The sequence below is a fragment of the Geodermatophilus sp. SYSU D00766 genome (genome assembly GCF_054049915.1).
This window is the reverse complement of the sequence record NZ_JBJGYI010000003.1, coordinates 226,595-250,201: the sequence shown is the minus strand read 5'-3', so window position 1 is coordinate 250,201 and position 23,607 is coordinate 226,595. Positions and strand designations below refer to the sequence as shown.

General features: G+C 75.0%; 20 protein-coding genes. 8 read left to right on the top strand and 12 right to left on the bottom strand.

Going from position 1 to position 23,607, the window contains the following annotated elements; all coding sequences use genetic code 11:
* Positions 1-31: 31 nt before the first annotated feature.
* Positions 32-1,399: a cytochrome P450 gene (locus ACI8AD_RS04800; protein WP_456869389.1), complete on the bottom strand. Its 1,368-nt coding sequence runs from the start codon at positions 1,397-1,399 to the stop codon at positions 32-34.
* A 398-nt stretch (positions 1,400-1,797) separates the two neighbouring features.
* On the opposite strand from ACI8AD_RS04800, the gene ACI8AD_RS04795 reads away from it, so the two are divergent.
* From ACI8AD_RS04795 to ACI8AD_RS04775, 5 genes are all read left to right on the top strand, one after another.
* Complete coding sequence (locus ACI8AD_RS04795) at positions 1,798-2,430, top strand: hypothetical protein (protein WP_456869388.1); 633 nt, start codon at positions 1,798-1,800, stop codon at positions 2,428-2,430.
* Between the two features lie 397 nt (positions 2,431-2,827).
* Positions 2,828-3,088: a hypothetical protein gene (locus ACI8AD_RS04790; protein ID WP_456869387.1), complete on the top strand. Its 261-nt coding sequence runs from the start codon at positions 2,828-2,830 to the stop codon at positions 3,086-3,088.
* Positions 3,085-4,020, top strand: coding sequence for a hypothetical protein (locus ACI8AD_RS04785; RefSeq protein ID WP_456869386.1), 936 nt, complete (start codon positions 3,085-3,087; stop codon positions 4,018-4,020). The genes ACI8AD_RS04790 and ACI8AD_RS04785 overlap by 4 nt, the downstream gene beginning before the upstream one ends.
* Before the next feature lie 130 nt (positions 4,021-4,150).
* The gene (locus ACI8AD_RS04780) at positions 4,151-5,506 is read left to right on the top strand and encodes a neutral zinc metallopeptidase (RefSeq protein WP_456869385.1); all 1,356 of its coding nucleotides are present in this window, start codon (positions 4,151-4,153) and stop codon (positions 5,504-5,506) included.
* Between the two features lie 134 nt (positions 5,507-5,640).
* Positions 5,641-6,801, top strand: coding sequence for a papain-like cysteine protease family protein (locus tag ACI8AD_RS04775; RefSeq protein WP_456869384.1), 1,161 nt, complete (start codon positions 5,641-5,643; stop codon positions 6,799-6,801).
* An 89-nt stretch (positions 6,802-6,890) separates the two neighbouring features.
* Here ACI8AD_RS04775 and ACI8AD_RS04770 read toward each other — a convergent pair whose 3' ends face one another.
* From ACI8AD_RS04770 to ACI8AD_RS04740, 7 genes are all read right to left on the bottom strand, one after another.
* Positions 6,891-8,393, bottom strand: a complete 1,503-nt coding sequence (locus ACI8AD_RS04770) for a DUF222 domain-containing protein (protein ID WP_456869383.1) — start codon at positions 8,391-8,393, stop codon at positions 6,891-6,893.
* A gap of 175 nt (positions 8,394-8,568) precedes the next feature.
* Complete coding sequence (phaZ, locus tag ACI8AD_RS04765) at positions 8,569-9,414, bottom strand: poly(3-hydroxyalkanoate) depolymerase (RefSeq protein WP_456869382.1); 846 nt, start codon at positions 9,412-9,414, stop codon at positions 8,569-8,571.
* Positions 9,398-11,152, bottom strand: coding sequence for a PHA/PHB synthase family protein (locus ACI8AD_RS04760; RefSeq protein ID WP_456869381.1), 1,755 nt, complete (start codon positions 11,150-11,152; stop codon positions 9,398-9,400). Before ACI8AD_RS04760 ends, phaZ begins: the two co-directional genes overlap by 17 nt.
* A gap of 37 nt (positions 11,153-11,189) precedes the next feature.
* Positions 11,190-11,840, bottom strand: a complete 651-nt coding sequence (locus tag ACI8AD_RS04755) for a phosphatase PAP2 family protein (RefSeq protein WP_456869380.1) — start codon at positions 11,838-11,840, stop codon at positions 11,190-11,192.
* Positions 11,837-12,940: a lysylphosphatidylglycerol synthase transmembrane domain-containing protein gene (locus tag ACI8AD_RS04750; RefSeq protein ID WP_456869379.1), complete on the bottom strand. Its 1,104-nt coding sequence runs from the start codon at positions 12,938-12,940 to the stop codon at positions 11,837-11,839. The genes ACI8AD_RS04755 and ACI8AD_RS04750 overlap by 4 nt, the downstream gene beginning before the upstream one ends.
* Positions 12,937-13,575, bottom strand: coding sequence for a hypothetical protein (locus ACI8AD_RS04745; RefSeq protein ID WP_456869378.1), 639 nt, complete (start codon positions 13,573-13,575; stop codon positions 12,937-12,939). Before ACI8AD_RS04745 ends, ACI8AD_RS04750 begins: the two co-directional genes overlap by 4 nt.
* Positions 13,572-15,332 (bottom strand): phosphatase PAP2 family protein, encoded by a 1,761-nt coding sequence (locus tag ACI8AD_RS04740; RefSeq protein WP_456869377.1) that lies wholly within the window; start codon positions 15,330-15,332, stop codon positions 13,572-13,574. The genes ACI8AD_RS04745 and ACI8AD_RS04740 overlap by 4 nt, the downstream gene beginning before the upstream one ends.
* A gap of 122 nt (positions 15,333-15,454) precedes the next feature.
* Here ACI8AD_RS04740 and ACI8AD_RS04735 point away from each other — a divergent pair, with 122 nt between their 5' ends.
* Positions 15,455-16,363 (top strand): ABC transporter substrate-binding protein, encoded by a 909-nt coding sequence (locus tag ACI8AD_RS04735; RefSeq protein WP_456869376.1) that lies wholly within the window; start codon positions 15,455-15,457, stop codon positions 16,361-16,363.
* Positions 16,364-16,450: 87 nt separating this feature from the next.
* Here the strand turns inward: ACI8AD_RS04735 and ACI8AD_RS04730 are convergent, their stop codons facing one another.
* A complete protein-coding gene (locus ACI8AD_RS04730; protein WP_456869375.1) occupies positions 16,451-17,632 on the bottom strand; it encodes an acyl-CoA dehydrogenase family protein in 1,182 nt (393 codons plus the stop codon).
* 143 nt (positions 17,633-17,775) lie between these two features.
* Here ACI8AD_RS04730 and ACI8AD_RS04725 point away from each other — a divergent pair, with 143 nt between their 5' ends.
* A complete protein-coding gene (locus tag ACI8AD_RS04725) occupies positions 17,776-18,480 on the top strand; it encodes a hemerythrin domain-containing protein (protein ID WP_456869374.1) in 705 nt (234 codons plus the stop codon).
* Between the two features lie 63 nt (positions 18,481-18,543).
* Here ACI8AD_RS04725 and ACI8AD_RS04720 read toward each other — a convergent pair whose 3' ends face one another.
* Both ACI8AD_RS04720 and ACI8AD_RS04715 read right to left on the bottom strand, forming a co-directional pair.
* Positions 18,544-19,590, bottom strand: a complete 1,047-nt coding sequence (locus tag ACI8AD_RS04720; RefSeq protein ID WP_456869373.1) for a YihY/virulence factor BrkB family protein — start codon at positions 19,588-19,590, stop codon at positions 18,544-18,546.
* 103 nt (positions 19,591-19,693) lie between these two features.
* Positions 19,694-21,118, bottom strand: a complete 1,425-nt coding sequence (locus ACI8AD_RS04715) for an MFS transporter (protein WP_456869372.1) — start codon at positions 21,116-21,118, stop codon at positions 19,694-19,696.
* Positions 21,119-21,378: 260 nt separating this feature from the next.
* On the opposite strand from ACI8AD_RS04715, the gene ACI8AD_RS04710 reads away from it, so the two are divergent.
* The gene (locus tag ACI8AD_RS04710; protein ID WP_456869371.1) at positions 21,379-21,603 is read left to right on the top strand and encodes a hypothetical protein; all 225 of its coding nucleotides are present in this window, start codon (positions 21,379-21,381) and stop codon (positions 21,601-21,603) included.
* 70 nt (positions 21,604-21,673) lie between these two features.
* Here ACI8AD_RS04710 and ACI8AD_RS04705 read toward each other — a convergent pair whose 3' ends face one another.
* Positions 21,674-23,464, bottom strand: coding sequence for an acyl-CoA dehydrogenase (locus tag ACI8AD_RS04705; RefSeq protein WP_456869370.1), 1,791 nt, complete (start codon positions 23,462-23,464; stop codon positions 21,674-21,676).
* Positions 23,465-23,607: the final 143 nt, after the last annotated feature.

The following is a 23,607-nucleotide window of genomic DNA, read 5'->3' as shown; positions in this document are numbered from 1 at the left end:
GCCGGGGACGGGGAGGGTCGGGCCCGCGGTGTCAGGCGGGGACGTGCGGGCGGCCGCGGGCCGGCGCCGGGGCGGCCGGGCCCAGGACCACCGGCAGCGTGGCGTGGCCGCGCAGGATGACGGTGCCTCGGCGGGTCGACGGGCCGGCGGGGGCGAGGTCGGGGAACCGCTCGAACAGCGCCCGCAGCGCCACCTCGCCCTCCATCCGTGCCAGCGCCGCGCCCAGGCAGAAGTGGATGCCGCTGGAGAACGCCACGTGGTCACGGGCGTTGGGGCGGGTGACGTCGAAGGTGTGCGGGTCGGGGAAGACCAGCGGGTCGCGGTTGGCCGCGGCCAGCACCAGGATCACCAGGTCGCCCTCGCGGACCGGGACACCGGCGACCGTGGTGTCGCGCAGCGCCCGCCGCCCGGTCCGCTGCACCGGCGACTCCACCCGCAGCACCTCGTCGACGGCGTTGGGCCACAGCGACGGGTCCGCGGCCAGCAGGCGGCGCTGGTCGGGGGAGGCGAACAGCAGCGCCGCGCCGTTGCTCACCAGGTTGACCGTGGTCTCGAAGCCGGCGCCGAAGACCAGCGCCGCGGTGGCCAGGAGCTCCTGCTCGGTGAGCGCGCCGCCGTCGTCGTCGGCCGCCGTGACCAGCGCGGACAGCAGGTCGTCCCCGGGATCGCGGCGCAGCCGCCGCAGGTGTCCGCGGAACCAGGTGTCGAGCTCGGCGAGGTTGCGCTCGACCTCGCGGAAGGTGCGCCAGCCCAGGCCCATGTCCAGGCTCGGGGTGGCGCCGTCGGCCCAGGTGAGGAACTGCTCGCGCATCGACACCGGCACGCCGAGCACCTCGGAGATGACGGTGACCGGCAGCAGGCTCGCGTAGCGGGCGACGAGGTCGACCTGCCCGCCGGCCGCGGCCTCGCTCTCGAGGTCGTCGAGCAGCTCCTCGGCAATGGCGCGGGTGCGCTCCCGCAGCCGGGCGACGGCGCGGGCGCTGAAGGCGCGGCTGACCAGCCGGCGGTAGCGGGTGTGCTCGGGCGGGTCGACGGCGAGCATCGACGGCGGGTCGATCGGCCCGACGCTGGGCCGCGGGCCGGCCAGCCGGAGCGCCGTCCGCAGCACCGGCGGCAGGCCCTCGGTGCGCGACCCGCCGATCTGCCCGAAGTCGCCGCTGCGCAGCACCTCGGTGCAGACGGCGTGGTGGACGCTGACCTTGGAGAACGCGCCGCCGACCAGGGGGGCGGGGGTGCGCAGCCGCTCGTAGTGCGCGAACGGGTCCTCCCGGACGGCGGGGTCGCGCAGCACCTCGGCGTCGGCGTTGCCGGCGCGGGCCCGGGCCCGGATCGCCAGCCGCATCACCCCGTGCGTCGCCGCCCAGCGGACCCCGCTGCGCGCCGTCGACACCACTGCCATCCCCGCCGCCTCCCGTGTGCCCCCGGGCCGGTACCGCTCGGTACGGCCGCGCAGCGCCATCCTGCGCAGCGGCCCGCCTGCCGTCCACCCGGCCCCGCCGGGTCGCGGTCGCCGGGACGCGCCGGGGGTTGAGCCGAACCGGGGTCGTCGTGCGGTTTCGGCACATCCCCACGCTCCGCCCGGCGCGGAACGGTCGACTTGTGGGCGGTTGGAAAGGCAGGTCAGCGGCCCGGGCCGGCGCCTTCGCAACGATCCGGGAACGCCGTGTCCCGCGGGTCGTCCGCGGCGGTGGGACACCGGTCCCGCGCCCCTACCGTCCTGTCATCCGCACCGCCTCCCCCCGGTGGTCGCGGTCGCCGTCGCACTTCCCCTCGACGGCCCCATGGACGGGACGAACGGTGGACACGGTGGTTCTGCGCAGCAGTGAGGTCCGGCTCGACGGCGAGGCACGCCTGGGCTGGTGGTTGGTGAGCGAGGACGGGTTCGGGCCCGGCCGGCTGGTCGACGGTCCCTTCCCCGACCGCGCCGGCGCGGCGTGGGCCGCGGCCGGGCACGCGGTCGACGAGGGCGCCAGCCTGCGCCCGGTGTACGGGCTGCGCCGGCCCGACGGCGGGCTGCACCGCCGGCCCTCCCCGCAGGAGATGGCGTGGCTGGCCCACCTCGGCGACCAGCTCGACCGGCTGCCCGAGGACTGGGACGCCGCCCTCGCCGACGACGACCCGCTGGCCACCCTCGTCGTCGAGGTCGCCGCGGCGCTCACCGAGGCCGGCCTGCCGCTGTGGGACGCCACCGGCTCCGGCACCGCGCTCGGCGGCGCGTGCGTGAGCGCCGAGCCCGGTCTCGACGGTGTCGTCGTCGGCTGGCGGCAGCACGACCGGATGAGCGTCGAGCAGGTCCACGGCCTGGTCGCCGACATCTCCATCCAGGCGGTCATGAACCGCGCGCTGGCCGACGTCCTCTGGCTGCGCGGCCTCGAGGTCACCCCGCTCGGCGGGGACGCCGGCGGCTCCATCGTCCGCTACGCCGACTGAGCGGCCGGCGCACCCACAGACCACACCGCACGTCCACAGGGACGCCGTCGACACCGACGGCGTCCCTGTGGCGTTCCCGGGGCCGGTGCGCCCGCGTCCGCCGGCCGTGGGAGGCTCGGCCGGGCCGGCACGACGCGCGACACGCCGCCCCTCCCGTGGCCGCTCCGGAACGACCGCACGGCTCGCGGACCGCGCCACGCGGGGGAGCCGACGGCGAGTCGACAAGACGGTGCCCGCAACGGCGGGTGACCGGCCCCTGAGCAGGGCGGACACAACGATCACGTGACGCCGCCGCCGCAGGTGCCGCCGGCGGGCCGTGTCGGGGGCCCGCGGGCCCGATGCTCGTCCCGTCACCGGCACTTCCCCGGCCGGGACGTCCGCACGGGAGGAACCCATCGTGAGCGCGCCCGCACCACCGGCACCGTCCCCGCTCGCCCCGGCCGCACGCGGCGAGGACGGGCTGGGCATCGCCGACCTCGTCACCCTGCTGGGCCTCGAGGCCGCCGACGACCCGGCCGACGACGCCCCCGACAGCTCACCCCTCGGCGCACCCGACACCGCGCGCAGCCCGCGCGAGGCCGTCGCCGTCGTCCGGGCCTGGGTCCGCCGGGCCGCCGACTGGGGCTCCGGCCCGCAGCGCTCCTGGTGCGCCTGGTGAACGAGCCGGTCCTCCTCTGGCCCCTGGTCGCGGTCCTGGGGTTCGTCGCGATGGCCGGCGTGGTCGTCGCGCTCGGCCGCGCCTCCACCGCGCGCTACGAGTTCGAGCGCAACCGCGTGCGTCCCCAGCAGCCGGCGCCCGCGCCGCTGCCCGCCGACGCCGGCGCTGAGGTCGCCGCCGTCCTCGCCGACGTCCCGGTGCCGGTCCCCGGCGGCCCGGCCGGGGACGGCGCGGAGGTGGCGCTGCAGGCCCGCACCGCCGTGGGTCTCGCGCCGCACCCGGCACCGTCCGCCCACCCCGCGGGCCGGCGGCTCGCCGACGCGGGTACGCCGGCGGCGTGGTGGCTCGTCGACACCGAGAGCGACCCGGCGGCCCCCGCGGCGCTGGCCGGCCCGTTCGACGACCGGGTCGAGGCCGAGTGGACGGCGCTGTCCTGCGGGCTCGAGGGCGACGCCCGCGCCGTCCACGGCACCCTGCGCACGGACGGCACGGTCGCCCGGCGCCCGTCGGTGCAGGACCGGGCGTGGCTCACCGAGCTCGGGGAGCAGCTCGACCGACTCGCCGACGACTGGGACGAGCTGCTCACCGACGAGGACGCGCTGACCACGCTGGTCGTCGAGGTGACCGCGGCGCTGGTCGAGGCGGGGCTGCCGCTGCACGACTGCTCGGGCGCCGACCGCGGCGAGGTGCCGGCGGGCGGGGTGTGCCTGACCCCGGAGCCGCTGTACGGCGGGATCCTGGTCAGCTGGCGCCAGCACGACCGGATGGCCGTGCAGCAGGTACGCGGCGCCGCGCTGGACACCGCCGTGCAGCGCACGATGAACCAGACGCTGACCGCGCTGCTGGTGCAGTTCGGGTTCGTCGTCGAGGAGTTCGGGGAGGCCGGCTGCCCGCTGGTCACCGCGATCCGGTCTCACCCGTCGGCGGTGTAGCGGGGGCCCCGTCCGAGGCACGGGGAGCTTCCTGCACGTCCTGGCGGCGCAGACGTGCGGAAGGCTCCCTCTGCCTCGCCCGTGCGGACGCCGTCCGCGCCGTCCGCCCACCGCCCGGAGGGAGCCCGCCGTGCGCGTCCCGCACTCCGCCGCCGGGCTGGTGCTCGCCGCGGGCGTGGGACTGACCGGCTGCACCACCGTCGTCGCCGGCGTCGCCTCCCCGCCCGGCGGCGGGCCGCGCACCGACGCCGACCTGCCGGTGCACCTGGCCGAGGCCGGGGACGAGGCCGACCGGGTCGCCCGCAACGCGGCCGCCGACGTGCTCACCTGGTGGGAGGAGGTGGCCCCCCAGCTCTCCGGGGACGACTTCGACGGGCTCGACGGCGGCGTCTGGTCGATCGACCCGGCCGAGACCGACCCCGCCGACCTGCCCCGCGGTGACTGCTTCTCGGACGACGTCGCCGACCTGGCCGAGAACGCCTACTACTGCGGTGACGACGACGCCGTCGTCTACGACCGGGCGTGGCTGGCCGACCTGGCCGACGAGTACGGCCCGTTCATGGTCGCCGAGATCATGGCGCACGAGATCGCCCACGCCGTCCAGTCCGACGCCGGGCTCGACGCCCCCTCGATCGTCGCCGAGACCCAGGCGGAGTGCTTCGCCGGCGCGTGGACGCGGTGGGTGGTCGACGGCAACGGCGCGCACGTCGCCGTCCGGCCCGCGGAACTCGACCCCTACCTGCTCGGCTACCTGTACTTCGGCGACGCCCCCGGCACCTCACCGGACGCCGAGGACGCGCACGGGTCGCTGTTCGACCAGCTGTCGGCGTTCCAGGAGGGCTACGCCGACGGGGCGCGCGTCTGTGCCGCCTTCGACGAGTCGCGGCTGTTCACCCAGCAGGAGTCCGACCCGACGCGCGTCAAGGACGACCGGCCCGCCGCCGAGGTGGTGGCCGGCGCCGACGAGGTGCTCGACGCGTTCTGGCGGCAGGCGCTGGGCGCCGGCTTCCCCGGTACCGACGCCCTCGGCGGCCGGCTGACCGAGCCCGACGTGCGGGCCGCCGACGGCGCCGCCTGCGGGGGTGCGGACCTCGACCTGCAGTACTGCCCCGCCGACGGGTCGGTGCGCTACGACGCAGCGGGCCTGCTCGAGCCCGCCGCCGTCGACGTCGGTGACTTCGCGGTGCCGGCGCTGCTCGGTCTGCCCTACGGGCTGGCGGTGCGCGACCAGCGCGGGCTGACGGTGGACGGCCCGGCCGCGGTCGCGGGCGCCGCGTGCGCCACCGGCTGGCTGACCCGCGAGGCGTTCGACGGCGAGATCGAGGACGTGCGGCTCGCGCCGGGCGACGTCGACGAGGCCGTGACGGCGCTGCTGCAGTACGGCACCGACCCCGCCGTGCTGGCGCCCTCGGGGCTGTCGGGCTTCGAGCTGGTCGACGCCTTCCGGCGGGGCTTCGTCGACGGCGGCGACCGCTGCGGGTTCTGACGGCGTCGGTCGTCGTCGCCGCCCGCCCGGCCGGCTCCTCCCGTGGTGACGCGCAGGTGACGCCCGGCCCCTAGGTTCCGGGCTCAGCCGTCCCCGCCCGCGTGGCGGGTGATCAGGGAGCGGAGGGACCGCGCATGCCTGCCCCAGAACTGGTGTCGGCCTCGTCGACGCCGTACCGAGCGCTCCTGTGGGAGCTGGACGTCGCGGGGAGGCTGATCAGGTCCAAGCAGCTGGACTTCACGATGCAGGCGCAGACCGAGTCCAACTGGTGCTGGGCGGCCACGTCGAGGAGTGTGTCGCACTTCTACTGGTTCCTGAGTCCGTGGACGCAGTGCCGGGTGGCCAACGCGGAACTGGCGCGCACCGACTGCTGCGGATCACCGGCACCCACGCCGTGCAACGTGCCGTGGTACCTCGACCGGGCGCTCACCCGGACCCGCAACTTCGTCAGGATCACCGGACCGGTCGCCTTCTCGGTGGTCCGCGCGGAGATCGACGCGGGCCGCCCCGTGGGAGCGCGGATCGGCTGGTCCGGCGGTGGCGGGCACTTCATGTGCATCTACGGGTACAGCACGGTCCTGGGGCAGGAGTACGTCGACATCGACGACCCGATCTACGGAAAGTCGCACCTCACGGTCGCGGACTTCTCCACGAACTACCAGGGCAGCGGAACCTGGACACACACCTACTTCACGAAGAGGTACTCCACGGTGCCGATCAGGCGAATCCCGGTGCAGGACTCCGTCATGCGGCGCATCTGGGAGGCCCGTTCCCTGCTCAGGCTCAAGACGGACGTGACCCCGGACCAGGCCCGGCAGTCGGCCACCGACACGTCCCCGTCCCTGGGCCTGGCGCAGCCCGTCTTCGTCGTGGGGCTCGACGCTCTCGCGGGCGAGCAGGACGCGACCGGGACGGCGGTCGGGCTCCGGGTCTACGAGACGGCCGCCGGTCTTCTCCAGGCGTTCTACGACGTGGACGAGGGAGAGGACGGCCGGATCCGTCAGATGTCGGCCTCCGCCCAGCACCTGGAGCCCTTCGCCCGGGCGCTCGACGCGGCGGTGCAGGTCTCCGAGCAGCAGGAAGGGGAGGCCGAGCTCCGGCTCTACCGGGTCCCCGCGCTCAACTTCGAGGCCCTCTGGCTGCACTACGAGGAACCCGGTCACGACCAGTTGGTCCCCATCACCGGCCTGGGACCGATCCCGGCAGGGGTGGCCGCGCCCTTCGGTGAGGCGGTCGGTGCACTCCGGGAGGCGGCCCGCCCGCTGATCCAGATGGACGACACGATGGGGGCCTGACCTCCAATGGTCCGGGAGGTCGCACCGGACCACCGGACGTGACCTGCTGGAGACCGCAGCGAGCCGCACGGGTGGTCCCGCCGTGCACGTCAGAAGGGCGGCGGGTCGTCGTCCGGGTCGGCCGGCTCGTCGGCTCCAGGCGGTTCGGGTTCCGGCGGTGGTGGTCGCAGGCCCGGTGGACGGGTGGTGCGGGTGATGCCGGAGGGGGTGGTGACGGTGAGTGTCCCGTCTGCGGCCATGTGGAAGCGCCAGCCGCGGGCGAAGGTCTTCACCCGGTGATGCGAGCGGCACAGGCAGCACAGGTTGGCGCAGTCGGTGGCCCCGCCTTCGGCGTGGGGGAGGACGTGGTCGGCGTCGGCCCAGCCGACCCGCTGCCCGCAGGTGGGCATCCGGCAGGTGCGGTCGCGGGTGCGCACGAACGCCTGCTGCGCCGCCGAGGGCGTGTAGCCGTCCCGGCCCGCCGGCCGGTCGAGCACCGCGCACCCGCACTTGGCGTCCCCGCCATCGCAGGGGTGGTCGGGGCAGCCGCGGGCGGCCAGCCGTCGCAGCCGGTCCAGCGTCGCGGTCGCCCGCAGCGTCCCGTCGCCCTCGGTCAGCGCCACCGTCACCGACCCACCCTCGGGGGCCTGCACGCCGAGGGCGTCGAGCTGGGCGAGGAGTGCCCGTAGGTGGGCGGCGGTGATCGGCAGCCCGTTCACCTCCCCGGCCTGGTCCGAGCGGCCGGCCAGCGACGCCAGCGACGCGATGATCTGCAGGTGCGCGGTCACCGGCGGGCGGCTGTCGTCCCACGGGCGCTGCAGCAGGTCGGCGAACACGAGTGTGCGCAGCTGCCCGATCGGGCGCGGATCGCCGTCGGCCTTCAGCATCCGCGCCAGTGCATCGACGGTCGCGTGGCAGGCGGCGGCCACGTCGGTGGGCAGGTCGGCGGCGAGGGTGCTCATCCCGTCGGACGCCGAGGGGTAGACGCGCACGTCGGACCGGCGTTCGGCGGTCTTCCGCCGCTGGTCGACCGCGTCGGCGTCCGCTTCGAGCAGCAGTTCGAGTGCCCGCTTCTTGACCTTGCCGACGGTCAGGCCGGCGGCCTCGGGCAGCACGGCGGCCTCGATGCGCCGGGCCAGGGCCGGGGCGGTGTGCTGCAGCACGTCGACCAGCGCCCGCGCACGGGCCTCGTCCAGCTCCCCGGCGGCGAGTGCGGCCCAGGTGGCGGGCAGGCGTTCGCGGTAGGTCCAGGCGCGGGTGGCCAGGTGGTTGGCGGTACCCCGGCCGCAGTTGAGCACCACCGCCAGCTCGGCGGTGAAGAACTCCGACACACCGGGCAGCTCGCCATCGGGCTTCCAGGAGCCACGGCGGGCACCGGGCGTGCCGGGTGGCGGGTCGTCGTCATCGGGGCTGTCGTCGGCCAGGCCGAGGACCAGCTCGGCCTCGTAGGCGGCGGTCTGCGCCTTGAGCGCGGCGATCTGCTGCAGCTCGGTGGCCTTCTGCTCGCGTGAGAGCAGGCCGACCGGCAGCCGACGGAACTCCGGCGGGCGGGAAGCGAGCAGGTCGAGGAGGTCACCCGCCACCGGCGACTCGACGTCCTCGATCTCCTGCACGACCCCGAACCTACGCACGGGGTACGACAGTTCCCGCAGGTCAACGGCGCGATGCGCTGGACCGGGGAGGGCGACGAGCAACCGACAGGGTGGCTCGACCCCCGCGGGTGCCCCTCGGAGTGGCAGCCGTCCCGAACCCCGCGGTCCGCGTCACCCGGAGCGTGACCCGAGGCGGTCAGTCGCCCTCGTCGAGGAACGCGTCGACCACCGGCGCCAGCTCGTCGGCCTCGGTGACCAGCGCCAGGTGTCCGCCGTCGTAGAGGTGCAGCCGCGCGCGCGGGATGCCGCGGGCCAGGATGCGGGCGTTGACCAGCGGGATGATCGGGTCGTCGTCGCCGGCGAGCACGAGGGTCGGCTGCCGGATGAGGGAGAGGAACGGCAGGCTGCTCCAGCCCGCGCTCGCGGCCAGCTGGTAGTAGTAGCCGCGCCGCGGACCCACCCGGGTGTGCGCGTGCAGGGCCCGCGCGGCCCGTGCCGGGTCGTCCCGCACCGTGCCGCCGTAGAGCTCCCCGGCCACGCGGGTGGCGTAGCCGGGGTCGCGGTGCCGCCGCGGCGTGAGCATGTGCGAGAGCACCCGCGGGTGCGCCGGCACCATGAGCGACCCGGTGCCGGTGGCGGCCAGCACCAGCCGGCGGCAGCGGCGGCGGTGCTGGACGGCGAAGTGCTGCGCCAGCCCCCCGCCCCACGACAGCCCCAGCACGTCGACGGCGCCGCGGTGCCCGAGCCGGTGCAGGACGCCGGAGACCACCGGCGTCAGCGTGGCCAGCACGTAGGGGACGACCGGCTTGGGCGAGCCGCCCACCCCGGGCACGTCGAAGCGGACGACGGTGCGGCGCGGGTCGAGCGCGTCGACGAAGGGCTGCAGCACCTCGAGGCTGGCGCCGATGCCGTTCATCAGCACCAGCGGGGGACGGGAGCCGTCGCCGGCGCGCTCGGACACGCGCAGGGTGCGGCCCCCCACGGTCAGCGCCCAGACGGTCTCCCGGCCCGGCCGCCGCCGCGGCTCACTTGTCGAAGACATACGTCCCCGGCGCGTCACCCAGCACCGGCAGGTCGGCGCTCCCGAGCGCCTCGGGCGCCGGCACCTCCTCGCCGGCGCGCTCGGCCAGCCACGCGGTGAAGTCCGGCCACCACGAGCCCTTCTCCTTGTGCGCCGAGGCCAGCCACTCCTCCGGGTCGGCCGGGGTCTTGTCGGCCACCTGGAAGGACGCCTTCGGGTTGGTCGGCGGGTTGACCAGCGAGGCGATGTGGCCGGCGGTGGACAGCACGAACCGGCTGTCGCCGCCGAGCAGCTGGGTGGTGCGGTAGCAGGACTGCCAGGGGCACAGGTGGTCGGCGATGCCGGCGGTGACGTAGGTGTCGACGTCGACCGTGCCGAGGTCGACCGGCGTGCCGAGCATGCTCGCCCGGCCCGGCTCGGTGAGCTGGTTGCCGATGGCGACCTCGATGAAGTCGCGGTGCAGCGCGGCGGTCATCCGGGTGGTGTCGGCGTTCCAGTAGAGGATGTCGAAGGCCGGTGGGGGCTGGCCCTGCAGGTAGTTGTTGACCCAGTAGTTCCACACCAGGTCGTTGGGCCGCAGCCAGGCGAACACCTCGGCCAGCATCGCGCCGTCGAGGTAGCCCTTCTTCCGCGACCGCTCGGTGGCCTCCTTCACCGCCTGCTCGTCCATGAGCGCCCCGATCGTCCCGGCGCGGCCCCAGTCGAGGACGGTGACGGCGAAGCTGGCGGCGGCCACCCGGTCGAGCCGGCCGGTGGCGGCCAGGTGCGACAGCACCATCGCCAGGATGATCCCGCCGGAGCAGAAGCCCTGGAACGCGGTGCGGTCGCTGCCGGTGATCCGCTCGGCGGCGTCGGCGGCGTCGAGGACCGCCTGGCCATAGGTGTCCAGGCCCCACTCGGCGTGCCGGGCGTCGGGGTTGCGCCAGCTCATCATGAAGACCTGGTGACCGGCGGAGACGTAGTGCTCGACGATGCTGCGGCCGGGCGCGAGGTCGGTGACGTAGTACTTGTTGATCGTCGGGGGCACGATCACCAGCGGCACGGCGCGGACGGTCTCCGTCGTCGGCCGGTACTGGATCAGCTCGAACACGTCGGTCCGCAGGACGACGGCGCCCGGGGTGACGGCGAGGTCCTCACCGACGGTGAACGCGTCGGGCTCGACCATCGAGGGCACCCGCGGCGCGGTGGCGACGTCGGAGACCAGTCGGCGCAGACCCGACACGGCGTTGCGGCCGCCGGTGTCGATGACCGCCTTGAGGGCCAGCGGGTTGAGGAACGGGACGTTGCTGGGCGCGAGCGCGTCGACGACGTTGGTCAGCGCGAAGCGGATCCGCTCGTCGTCGCGCCAGTCGAGGTCGACGTCGTCGACGAGGCCCGCCGCGGCGCGGGCCGCGGCGATGTGCGCCTGCATCGTCCGCTTGAACAGGGGGTTGCCGGTCCAGGCCGGGTCGGCGAAGCGGCGGTCCTTCGGGTTGGGGGCGATCTCCGAGCGGCCGACCGCGATCCGCCCGACCTCGCGCGCCAGCTCCCCGCCGCGCCGGGCCACCGCGTCGGGGTGGCGGGCCAGCGCAGAGCCGAGCGCGGCGAGCGTGCGGACCGGCGGGACCATGCGCCGCAGCGGGCCGCGGGCGGCGTCGACGAGCACCATGTCCAGGCCCATGACGGCGTCGCCGGCCTGCTCCTCGGCGCTGCCGTCGGCGGCCGCGGCCGGGCGCGGGCGGGCGGTGTCGCGGTCGGGGCGCTGCGCGGTGCTCGTCATCGGGACTCCTCGGGGTCGTCGGATCCTGTGACCCGACTCACTCAAGCACAGCCGCCCGGCTCCGGCAGGAGGACGGCCGGCCGACGAGGAGCAGCACCAGCCCGCCGACGAGCAGGCCCAGTCCCGCGCCGCCCACGACGTCCAGCGGCAGGTGCGCCCCGGTCCACACCCGCGCCAGGCACACCCCGGTCGCCAGGACCACCCCGGCGATCCGCGCGCGGGGGCCCAGCCACGGCCAGGCCACCGTCAGCACGGCGGCGACGACGGCGGCGTGCCCGGAGACGAACCCGCGCCCCTGGGCGGCGGCCCCGCGCAGGACGGTGTCCTCCAGCAGCCCGGCCGGCCGCCCCCGCACGACGACGTCCTTGACGCCCTTGGCGGCCAGGTAGGTGCCGGCGCCGGCGAGCAGCAGCCCCGCGGCGAGCCGCCACCTGCGCAGCAGGGCCGCCACCAGCGCGCTCGCCGGCACGACCAGGAAGTTGCCCAGCTGCATGAACGGCCAGACCAGCAGGAACGGCACCGCGTCCACCCCGTTGACCGCCCGGAACACCGCCGCCTCGGCCGCGCCCACGTGCGTGCGCTCGATCGGCAGTGCCGCCAGCACCAGCACCAGCGCGCCCGAGACGCCCAGGACGGCGTCGCCGCCCCGCCGCAGGGGCGCCCGGCGGGGAGCCGCCGGCCCGGTCACACCGTCTCCGGGACCAGCTCCGTGCGCGGCGCGGAGTTGGGCTCCCGGCGCCAGGAGTGGTTGGTCCGCCAGAAGATGTAGGTGCCCAGGCCCAGCGGGATGGGCAGCACGTAGGTGAGCCCGCGGAACACCAGGACCCCGGCGGCCACCAGCGCCCGGTCGCCGCCGGCCGCCGACAGGCCCGTGATCAGCGCGAGCTCGACGACGCCCAGCCCGCCCGGGGTGAACGGGATGGCGGTGAGCAGCCGGGCGAAGGCGAAGACGGCGAGGATCTCGACGACGCCCACCTGCTCGGCGGTCACGCCCACCGCGCGCAGGGAGAGCACCAGCACCAGGAACAGCGACAGGTGGCTGACCACCGTGGTCAGCGTCAGCCAGTGCCAGCGGGCGTGCAGCAGCAGCGCCGTCCGGTCGCGGAACTTCGTCGTCGCCAGGTCCCAGCCGTGCACCGGTGGCCGGCCGAAGGGCCTGATGACGGCGGACGCCACGCGGCCCATGCCCCGGCCGATGCGGGCCGCGCTCTCCCGGCTGTGCAGGAGCAGGCCGAGCACGACCACGGCCGCCACCAGCCCGGCGACCCCGGCCAGCCCGGCCAGCAGCCGTCCGGTGGTCGGGGAAGAGGTGAAGGCCAGCAGCGCGAGGGCGAGCACCGGCAGGCCGAGCTTGGCGAAGTTGTTCCACAGACCCGACAGCAGCAGCATCACCGACGTCCGGGAGCGCGAGAAGCCCCACGAGGAGTTCATCCCGTAGGTCAGCCCCAGCGACAGCGCCGCGCCGGCGACGACGGTGTTGGACACCGCGGTGGTGGTCAGCGTCGACACCGTCGCCTCGCGCAGCCGCAGGCCCGGCATGGTCGTGACCATCACGAACTGGTAGGTGGCGAGGTTCCACGCCGCGGCCAGCGCCAGCAGGGCCACCTCGGCCCAGGTCATGCTCCGCACCGCCGCCCAGACGTCGGACAGGCTGGTGAACTGCGGCAGGAACCAGACGAAGACGGCGACGGCCAGCGCCACCGACAGCAGCGGGGTCAGCACCCGGCGCCACAGCGGCTTGCGCTGCGGTGGCCGGGCGGGCGGGGCCTGGGGGGCGACGGCGGTCACGGCGGGTCCCTCCCGTCGTCGGTGGCGGAGCGGCCGGCCTCGGGCGGGTCGGCGTCGGGCGGGTCGAGGTGCAGGCGTTCCCTGCTGGCCTCGTGCACCTGGGTGGCCACCTGCTCGCGGCTGACGACGCCCAGGCTCTGGGTGGCGAGGGCCAGCGGCTCGCCGCGGTTGTCGCCGGAGAGGGTGAAGACGATGGTCAGGCAGCCGCCCGGGAAGAGGTAGAGCCGCCGGCCGAGGTACTGCGGGGTCACCTGGGTCACCCGCTCGAAGCGGCGCAGGCCGTCGCGCTCGCTGGGGATCTCGGTGGCGCCGCGGGTGTCGCAGTCGGCGGTCAGCCGCACCTCGATGGCGCGTGCGCCGTCCCGGTCGGAGTCCAGCCAGAACCGGGCCGAGCCCCGGCGGGCGTCGAGCCCGGCGAACGTCCAGCCCACCGGCACGCTCTCGACGCACGGCACCCAGGTCGCCGTCGGCACCGACTGCGCCATGAGGACGACGCCGTTGGCGGCGTGGTCCTCGTCGCCGGTGCTGCAGGCGGGCACCTCGTGGCTGACGCTCGTCGACCCGTTGCCGCAGCCGGCGGTGGCCAGCGCGGCCGCGAGCAGGACGGCGGCGGCGGGGCGCCGGGGCGCGCTCACAGCGGGGACCCGAGCAGGTCCAGGCCCACGGCGAGCGCCAGCACGACCGCCAGGACGCTGACCAGCGTGAGCCCGACGCGGCGGAAGGACCACCGCTGGATGCGCACCGGCGGCAGCCGGTACGGCAGCAGCCGCACGAAGTCCGCGTGCAGGTCGCGGCCCTGCGAGCGCAGCATCCGGCGCAGCTGGGAGGGCATGGTCAGGCCGCGGGTGGCGGCGAAGGCCTCGGCGATCTCCTCGTCGGAGAACTGCAGCCGCGCCCGGGCCAGGACCCGCGCGGCGTCGGTGCGCAGCGCGAGGACCAGCAGCATGTTCGCCAGGTCCACCGCCTGCCGCCACGGGCTGGGGCGCACCTCGGCGAACGCCGAGTCGATGAGGAACACCGTGCCGTCGCGGACCATCAGGTTGGCCGGCTTGATGTCGCGGTGGGCGAGGCCGGTCTCCCACAGCCGGCGGACGATGGCCAGTCCCTGGTCGATGACGTCGTCGTCGACGGGGACGTCGGGGTCGCCGATCTCGCGCGCGCCCTGGAGGAACTCGGCGACGAGCAGGTACTCCCGCTCCGGGGTGATCTCGACGATGCCCAGCGGGTGCGGCACCGGCAGCCCGGCGTCGGAGAGCAGGTGCAGCACGTAGTCCTCGTACTGCACCAGCCGGCGCACGCTGTGGTACGGCTTCTCGTCCTCGAGCCGGCCGTAGAGCAGCGTGCGGCCGAGCTTGAACCAGCGGTCGGACCGCAGGTGCGTGACGGCGTAGAGCTTGCCGAAGACGCAGCTCTCGTCCTCCTCCGCGGCGTCGTCGGCCTTGACGGTGATCTTCAGCGGGGTGGAGCCGCCCGAGCCGGCCAGCCCGAAGGGCTTCACCGACGTGGCCAGCAGGCCCAGCTGGTCCTGCAGCGCCCGCACGATCGCCTCACCGCGCGCGCCGGTGACGTCGAGGTGGGCCGGGCTGCCCCGCCGGTAGACGACCGGGTAGACCTCGTTGGGCGTCAGCAGGCGGAAGGCGGCCACCGGGGCGGCGACGCCGAGGACGACGCCGGCGAGGACGTCGGTGGGGTGGTCCTGGGCCAGGTAGAGCCGCGAGGCGGCCGTGACCAGCAGCAGGCCCCACACCACCCACTTGCCGACGTCGCGGGGCCGGCCCGCGGGGACCAGCGAGTACAGGCTGCTGACCAGGAAGGTCGCCAGGACCGTCATCGGCACCGAGGGCATCGAGAAGCCCGACCAGTAGCCGAGCACCTCCACCTCGTAGGGCCGGGGCCGCTGCAGCGTGGCGGCCACCGTGGCCGCCGTGTTGACGACCAGCAGCCCGACGCCGAGCCAGACGAACAGGTGCCGCCACCGGCGGAAGACGAGCAGGACGAGCAGGTTGGCCAGCCACAGAAGGTGGATGGCCCGGCCGGTGGCGAGGACCCCGGCCACCTCGGCCACCCGGGTCAGCCCGGGGGAGCGGATGGTGGCGATCGCCTGCAGGATGCGCGTGTCGACCAGGTCGAAGGCGGCCACGCTGCCGGTGACGAACACGACGACCCAGGTCGCCAGCACCAGGCCGCTGAGCGCCAGCCACCACTTTCCGGACGCGTTGAGGTGCCGCGGCAGCGGGGGCGCCTCGCCGGAGGGGCGGCGGCGCCGGTGCACGCGCTGCACCTGCGGCGGCTCGGGACGCCGCAGCTGCCCGCCCGCCGGTGGCTGTGCGGCGGGCCCGGGCGCCGTCGCCGCCGGTGCCTGCGTCGCAGGGACCCGTGCCGTCGCCGCCATGCCGCACGATGCTGCACCTCATGCGTGTCCGGGACCATCGACCTTGGTCCCGTCCGCGACTAGCGTGGCCGTCCCCGCGTCGGTCCGCCGCGGGGCGCCGCCTCCTGCCCGGAGGGCCCGCGATGCGCCGTCGCCCGTTCCCGCCGTCCACCGTCGCCGCGGTGGTGGCCGTCGTCGTCGCGGTGCTGTGCGGCTGCGGCGGCACCCCCGCCGATGCCGGCCCGACCGGGGACCCGGGGGTGCGGATCGCCTCCTACGACTTCCCCGAGAACCAGACGCTCGCCGAGGTGTACGCCGAGGCGCTGCGCCGGGCGGGCGTGGAGGTGACCGTGCAGCACGGGATCGGCCCGCGCGAGGTCGTCTTCCCGGCGCTGGAGCAGGGGGTGGTCGACCTCGTCGTCGACTACCTCGGCACCGCCTCGGACTTCGCCGAGTCCGGCTCCGGCTCGGTGCACGACGACCCGGCGCCGCTGCGCGAGGGCCTCGCACAGGAGCTCGCCCCGCGCGGGCTGACCGTGCTCGCCGCCGCGCGGGCCGAGGACCAGAACGGGTTCGTCGTCCTCACCCGCCTGGCCGAGCAGCACGGGACGACCACGCTGTCCCAGCTGGCCCCGCTGACCCGCGAGCTGGTCTTCGGCGGGCCGCCGGAGTGCACCGAGCGGCGGTTCTGCCTGCCGGGGCTGCGGGAGGTCTACGGCATCGAGTTCGCCGAGGTCCGCAGCATGCCGTCGCGCTCGGCCACGGTGGAGGCCCTGCTCAGCGGGCAGATCGACGTCGGCATGCTCGAGACCACCGACGCGCGGCTGACCGACGCCTCGCTGCTGCTGCTCCGTGACGACCGGTCGCTGCAGCCGCGGGAGAACGTGGTGCCGATCGTGCGCACCGCGGTGGTCGACGGGCGGCTGCGCGCGGCGCTCGACGCGGTGAGCGCGCAGCTGACCACGCTGGACCTGGTCGGGCTCAACCGCGCCGTCGCCGTCGACGGCGTCTCGCCGCGGGAGGCCGCGCAGCGCTGGTGGGTCGGCCGATGAGGGACCTCCCTGCCCCCACCTGGAAGGACCCCGTCCCCCTCTCCCCTCGCACGCTCGGGGCGAGCCTCCGGACGGGGCCACCAGCAGCTAGGCGATGGCGCTGGTGCCGGTGATGGCGCGGCCGACGATGAGGCTGTTGACCTCGCGGGTGCCCTCGTAGGAGTAGATCGCCTCGGCGTCGGCGACGAACCGGCCGACGTGGTTCTCCAGCAGGATCCCGTTGCCGCCCATGAGCTCCCGGGCCCAGCCGACGGTCTCGCGCATCCGCATCGTCGAGTAGCCCTTGGCCATCGAGGCGTGCTCGTCCCTCAGCATGCCGCAGTCCTGCAGCTGCGAGGCCCGGGCGCACAGCGCCGCCGAGGCGGTGATGTTGCCGAGCATCCGGAACAGCAGGTCCTGCACCAGCTGGAAGGAGGTGATCGACCGGCCGAACTGGTCGCGCTCCATCGCGTAGCGCAGCGCGTGCTCGTAGGCGCCGCGCGAGCAGCCCACCGCCGACCACGCCACGCTCACCCGGGTGGCCCGCAGCACGTTGGCGGTGTCGCGGAAGCTGTTGGCGTTCTGCAGCCGGTTCTCCTCCGGCACCCGCACGCCGTCGAGGGTGATCAGTGCGTTCTGCACCGCGCGCAGCGCGATCTTGTCCTCGAGGTCGACGGCGCTGAACCCCGGCGTCGGCGTCTCGACGACGAAGCCGAGCACCCGGTCGGTCTCGACGTCGCGCGCCCAGATGACCACCAGGTCGGCGAAGCTGCCGTTGCCGATCCACTTCTTCTGCCCGTCGAGCACCCACTCGTCGCCGTCGCGCCGGGCCGTCGTCTGGATGCCGCGGGCCACGTCGGACCCGTGGTCGGGCTCGGTGAGGCCGAAGGCGCCGATCAGCTCCATCCGGGCCATCGCCGGCAGCCAGCGCTCCTTCTGCTCGTCGGAGGCGCACAGGTGCAGCGTGCCCATGGCCAGGCCGCCGTGGACGCCCATGAAGGTGGCCACCGACGGGTCACCGCGCCCCAGCTCCATCGACACCATGCCGTCGAAGAGCGAGGAGCGGCCGGGGCAGCCGTAGCCGGAGTACTGCGCGCCGGCGATGCCCAGCTCGGCGATCGCGGGGATCAGCTGCCGGGGGAACTGGGCGCGGGTCCAGTACTCGTTGATGATCGGCTCGACCTGCTCGTCCATGAACGCCCGGACGCGGTGCAGCGTCGCGCGGTCCTGCTCGTCGAGCAGGGCCTCGAGGTCGTAGAAGTCCGACGTGACGGTGGGCCGGTCGGCCATGGCACTGCCCTCCTCGCAGCGGGGACCGCGGTGTCCCGCGCGCTCGCCCTACCCCTCGCCGGGCCGGGCAACCGGTGTGCGCGGCGCCGCGTGGGGGCAGGTCCGGACGGCTCCGTCCGCACGACGCCCCGAGGAGGGTCCCCGTGCCCCGATCCATCGCCGACCAGACCGACGAGGAGCTGGGCGGCCCCGGCAGCGTGCTGGTGCGCCAGCGTGCCGACCACGTCGAGCTCGACCGGCTGCTGCACGACCTGCCGGGCACCGCCGGCCCGGCGCAGGAGGAGGTGCTCACCCGGATCGACCGGCTGGTGTTCAGCCACGCCTTCGCCGAGGAGACCGTCCTCTGGCCGGTGGTGCGCCGGGTGCTGCCCGACGGTGAGCAGCTCACCCGGCGCATCGAGGAGGAGCACCAGGAGGTCAACGAGCTCGTCGCCGCGCTGGAGGCCGGCGGGCCCGACGACCCGGCGCGCCCGGCCCGCCTCACCCGGCTGGTAGAGGTGCTGCGCGAGGACGTCCGCGACGAGGAGGACGTGCTCCTCCCGCACCTGCAGGAGCGCCTGGACGCCGCCGAGCTGCGCCGTCTCGGGCGGCGGTGGGCGCTGGTCCGGCGCATGTCGCCGACCCGGCCGCACCCGACGGTGTCCCGCCGTCCGCCGGGCAACGCGCTGTCGGGCCTGCCGCTGTCGCTGCTCGACCGCGGTCGCGACGTCGTCGACGCCGTCGTCCGGCGGGTGCCGGTGGTGGCCCCGGCCGGCCGGGTGGTCAGCCGGGGGCTGGCCGTGGCCGCCGGCCTGGTCGAGCGCACCCCGCCGGCCCGCAGCGGCGACCGGCCGCCCACCTCCCGCTGACCACACGACGGAGGCCCCCTCCCCGGCCGGGGAGGGGGCCTCCGTCAGGTGCGGGGCCGCCCGCTAGTTGGTGTTGCGGGGCTTGGGCTCGGCGCGGGCGTCGAGCTGGATCTCCTTCTCCGCGCCCGGCACGCCCTCCTTGAGCTCCTTGGTCCGCTCCATCTCGGCGTCGAACTCGATGCCGAACAGCAGGGCCAGGTTGATCAGCCAGAACCAGATCAGGAAGACGACGACGCCGGCCAGCGCGCCGTAGGTCTTGTTGTAGCTGCCGAAGTTGGCCGCGTAGAAGGCGAAGGCGGCGGAGGCGAGGACCGCGACGAGGATCGCGACGCCGGCACCCGGGCTCACCCACTTGAAGCCGCGCAGCTTGACGTTCGGCGTCGAGTAGTACAGGACGGCGATCATCAGCGCCAGGATCACCAGGATCACCGGCCACTTGGCGACGTTCCACACGGTGAGGGCCGTGTCACCGATCCCGACGGCCGAGGCGATGGCCTCCACGACCCCGCCGCTGAGCACCAGCATCGCCACGATCACGGCGGCGAACAGGATGCCGATCAGGGTGACCAGCAGCTGCAGCGGCTTGAGCTTCCAGAACTTGCGGCCCTCGGGCGTCTCGTAGACGACGTTGGACGCGCGGGTGAAGGCGCCGACGTAGCCCGATGCCGACCAGACGGCGCCGGCGAGGCCGAGGACCAGGCCGAACCCGGCGGCGCTCTGGCTGCCCGCGACCTGCTCGATGACCGGGCCCAGCTGATCCGCGGCGCTGGCGGGGACGACGGTGGTCAGCGCGTCGGTGAGCTGCTGCGGGGTGGTGAGCAGCCCGACGATCGAGGTCAGCGCGATCAGCGCCGGGAACAGCGCGAGGACGCCGTAGTAGGTCAGCGACGCCGCCCAGTCGGTGAGGTTGTCCTCGCTGAACTCCTTCGCCGTGCGCTTGACCGTGCCGAAGAAGCTGGCCTTCCGGTCGGTCCCGCGCGGGGCGTTGTCGAAGCGCGTCGAGTTGATCTTGTCGTCGTGCGGCGCGGGGTCACCGGCGGAGTTGCCCGAGAAGCGCGTCGGCTTCGACGCCTCGGTGTTCGCGGCGCGGGAGCCGTGGGGGCGGGCCATCGTGGTCCTCCGGGGCAGGGAGCGGGTGGTTCGGGGTGATCGATTCCCCGGACGGTGCCGTTCCATGCACCGCGTGATCACGCCCGGCGCGTCGCGTGACCGCTCAGCGCAGCCCGGACACCGGCGACCACTCACCGGCGCAGGCCGTGGCCCGGCCGACGTCGGCGGTCCCGTCGGCGTCGTCCCGGTCCTCGCGCCGGGTGCGGGCCATCCCGGCCAGGCTGACCAGCGCCACCAGCAGGGCGGCTCCCGCGCCCAGGAGGGACACCACGGTGAACGACGACGCCCGCGGGAAGCCGGTGGCCGGGTCGACCGCGGCGCCGAGCAGCGCGACGGTGACCGTGCTGCCGATCGCCTGGCCCACCGAGCGGGCGATGGAGTTCACCGCGTTGGCCACCCCGGTCTCACTCGGCCGCACCGCCGAGACCACCAGTGTCGGCAGCGCGGCGTAGGCCACCGTCACCCACGCCTGCGTGAGCAGGCCCGCGACGACGACCGCGGCCGGCTCGTCCCGCGCGACGGCGAGCACGAGGAAGCCGGCGACGCCGGCGAGGGACCCGCTGAGCAGGGTGAGCAGCGGCCCGACCCGGTCGACGACCCGGCCGGCGACCGGGGCGAGCGCGATGCCCAGCACACCGCCGGGCAGCAGGAAGACGACGGCCGCCTCGAGCACCGGCGCGCCGAACCCGTACCCGGCGGCCTCGGGCGGCGTCTGCACGTACTGCATGACGACGAGGAAGGAGACGAACAGGCCCACGCCCGTCGCCAGCCCGGCGAGGTTGGGCACCAGCATCCGCGGGTCGGCCAGCAGGGCCGGGCGCACCAGCGGGGCGGCGCGGTGGCGCTGGAACAGCACCCACCCGGTGAGGACGACCACGGCGCCGGCCGCGCACCCGAGCGTGGCCGGCGAGGTCCAGCCCCAGGCGTTGCCCTGCGAGACCGGGAGCAGCAGGAGCACCAGCCCGATCCCGAGCAGTCCGGCGCCGGCCCAGTCCACGCCGCCGGTCGCCGTCGCCGGGCGGCGGGGCAGCAGGACGGCGGCGAGGGCGAGGGAGACGAGGGTGACGCCGAGGCCGACCCAGAACGGGCGGTGGTAGTCCCCGCCGTCACCGGTCAGCAGCCCGGCGGCCACCAGGCCGACGACCCCGCCGACGCCGAGGGTGCTGCTGACGATCGACATCGCCACGCTCAGCCGCTCGGGCGGGAGCTCACGGCGCAGCAGGCTGATCGACAGCGGGAACAGGCCGTAGGAGGAGCCCTGCAGCACCCGGGCGACCAGCAGCAGCGGCAGCGAGCGGGTGACGATCGCCAGCAGGGTGCCGACGGCGACGGCGGTGAGGATGCCCAGGACGACCGGGCGCTCGCCGTGCACGTCGCCGAGCCGGCCGAGGACCGGGGTGAGCACGGCGGCGGCCAGCAGGTTCGCGGTGAGCACCCAGCCCGCCGCGGCGGGGGAGACGCCGAGCTGCTCGCCGATCGGGCCGAGGACGGGGACGACCAGGCTCTGCAGCAGCGACAGCGTCGTCACCCCGAGTGACAGAGTGAGGACCAGGAGCGCCGGACGCGTCGGGCGGGGAGGCGAGGCGGTGCCGGGGGGCGCGGCCTCGGCTCCGGCGGACACCCCCCGATGACACCATGCGGTCACCGCCCGCACCGTGCCGGGCCGTCGGGCTGCCCGGACGTGCAGTCGGTCACCGACGGTCAGGTGAACAGTGCGTGCCGACGATTGAGACGGCGATCGGCTGGGGACACAGTCCTCGACGAACGAGTCGCGGGAGTCCGCTCCCGGTGGCACGAGACGAGACGAGCAAGGGGACGTTCGAGATGGTTCTGTGGCCGGCAGTCGCCGTCGTCGGGTTCCTGGTCCTGACCGGACTGGTGATCGCGATGGGCGCCTCGACGACGGCACGCTACGAGCGCGAGCAGCGGGCCGCGGCCTCGGCCGGCGCCCGCCGGGAGAGCGCCGCGACCGGCGCCTCTGTCGAGCCGGTGGGGGTGGCCCAGGCGGCCTGACGCCCGCGAGACGCGACCGCGCCCCGCCGCTCCTGCCGAGGAGCAGCGGGGCGCGGTCGCGTCCGGGTGGTCAGAGGTGGGCGTCGGGGGTGTCGAGCACCGTGCGGTCCAGCGACTCCAGCAGGTCCAGCCAGGTGTGCACCTTCGGCAGCTCCCAGCGCTGGAAGTACCGGGCCGCGGCGCGCTTGCCCTCGTGGAAGTCGCTGGTCTCCTCCCGGGTGGCCAGCGCCTGCTCCAGCCACAGCCAGCCGACGACGGTGTGGCCGGCCGCGTCGAGGTAGGCGCTGGCGTTGGCCAGGGCCAGCGCCGCGTCGCCGGTGCCCCACAGGGTGCCGGTGACCGAGACCAGCCGGGTGAGCGCGGTGTCGACGTCGGCGGCGAGGTCGGCGAACGGCGTCCCGGCCGCCCGCGCCGTCGTCGCCCGGATCGTCTCGGCCAGCAGCGCGAGCCCGGCCCCGCCCTGCACGGTCACCTTGCGGCCGAGCAGGTCGAGGGCCTGGATGCCGTTGGTGCCCTCGTGGATCGGGTTGAGCCGGTTGTCCCGGTAGAACTGCTCGACCGGGTAGTCGCGGGTGTAGCCGTAGCCGCCGTGCACCTGGATGGCCAGGTCGTCGGCGACCGGGCCCCACTGCGAGGGCCACGCCTTGGCGATCGGGGTCAGCGTGTCCAGCAGCAGGTGGGCGCGGTCGCGCTCCTCCTGGCTCTCGGCGGTCCGCTCCTCGTCGACCAGCCGCGCGCAGTACAGGCCCAGCGCCAGCCCGCCCTGCGCGTAGCTCTTGGCGGCCAGCAGCATGCGGCGCACGTCGGGGTGGTCGACCAGCCGCACCATCGGCGACGACGGGTCGCGGCCGGTGGCGGGGCGGCCCTGGGTGCGGGTGCGGGCGTAGTCCAGCGCGTGCAGGTAGCCGGTGTAGCCGAGGACGGTCGCGCCCATCCCGACGCCGATCCGGGCCTCGTTCATCATGTGGAACATGTAGGACAGGCCCTTGTGGGGCTCCCCCACGAGGTACCCGACGGCGCCGGCCCGGCCGCCCGGGGTGTGCACGCCCTCGCCGAAGTTGAGCAGCGTGTTCGTCGTCCCGCGGTAGCCCATCTTGTGGTTGAGCCCGGCCAGGACGACGTCGTTGCGCTCGCCGATCGACCCGTCGTCGGCGACCAGGAACTTCGGGACCACGAACAGCGAGATGCCCTTCACCCCGGGCGGGCCGCCGGGGATCTTGGCCAGCACCAGGTGGACGATGTTCTCGGTCAGCTCGTGGTCGCCGGCCGAGATCCACATCTTGTTGCCGACGAGCCGGTACGTGCCGTCGTCCTGCGGCTCGGCGCGGGTGGTGATGTCGGCGAGCGAGGACCCGGCCTGCGGCTCCGACAGCGCCATCGTGCCGAACCAGCGGCCCTCGAGCATCGGCCGGACCCAGGTGTCCTTCTGCTCCTGCGAGCCGTGCGCGAGCAGCAGGCGGGCGTTGCCCATGGTCAGGAACGGGTAGCTCGACGTGCCGACGTTGGCCGCCTTGAACCAGGCGAAGGCCGCCTGCCCGACGGTCTGCGGCAGCTGCATGCCGCCGTACTCCTCGTCGAAGGTGCCGGCCATGATCCCCGACTCGACGAACACCGCCAGCGCCCGCGCGACCTCGGGGATCATCTCGACCCGCCCGTCGACGAACCGCGGCTCGTTCTCGTCGGCCGTCCGGTTGTGCGGCGCGAAGTGCTCGGTGGCGATCTGCTCGGCGAGCTCCATGACCGCGTCGAAGGTCTCGCGCGAGTGCTCGGCGAACCGCGGCCGCTTGGTCAGCGTCTCGACCTCCAGCCACTCGTGCAGGAGGAACTCCAGGTCGCGGCGGGACAGGATCAGCGAGGACACGGGAGCCTCCACGGGCGAGGACGGCGAGAGCCGGGCGCGCTGCCCGGCCGGCCCACGATAGGCCGGGTCCCGCCCCGGGTAGCAGCACGCCACGGACCTCGGGACGGCGGGCGGCGGCCCGGTCGATCACCGGCTCGCCGGCG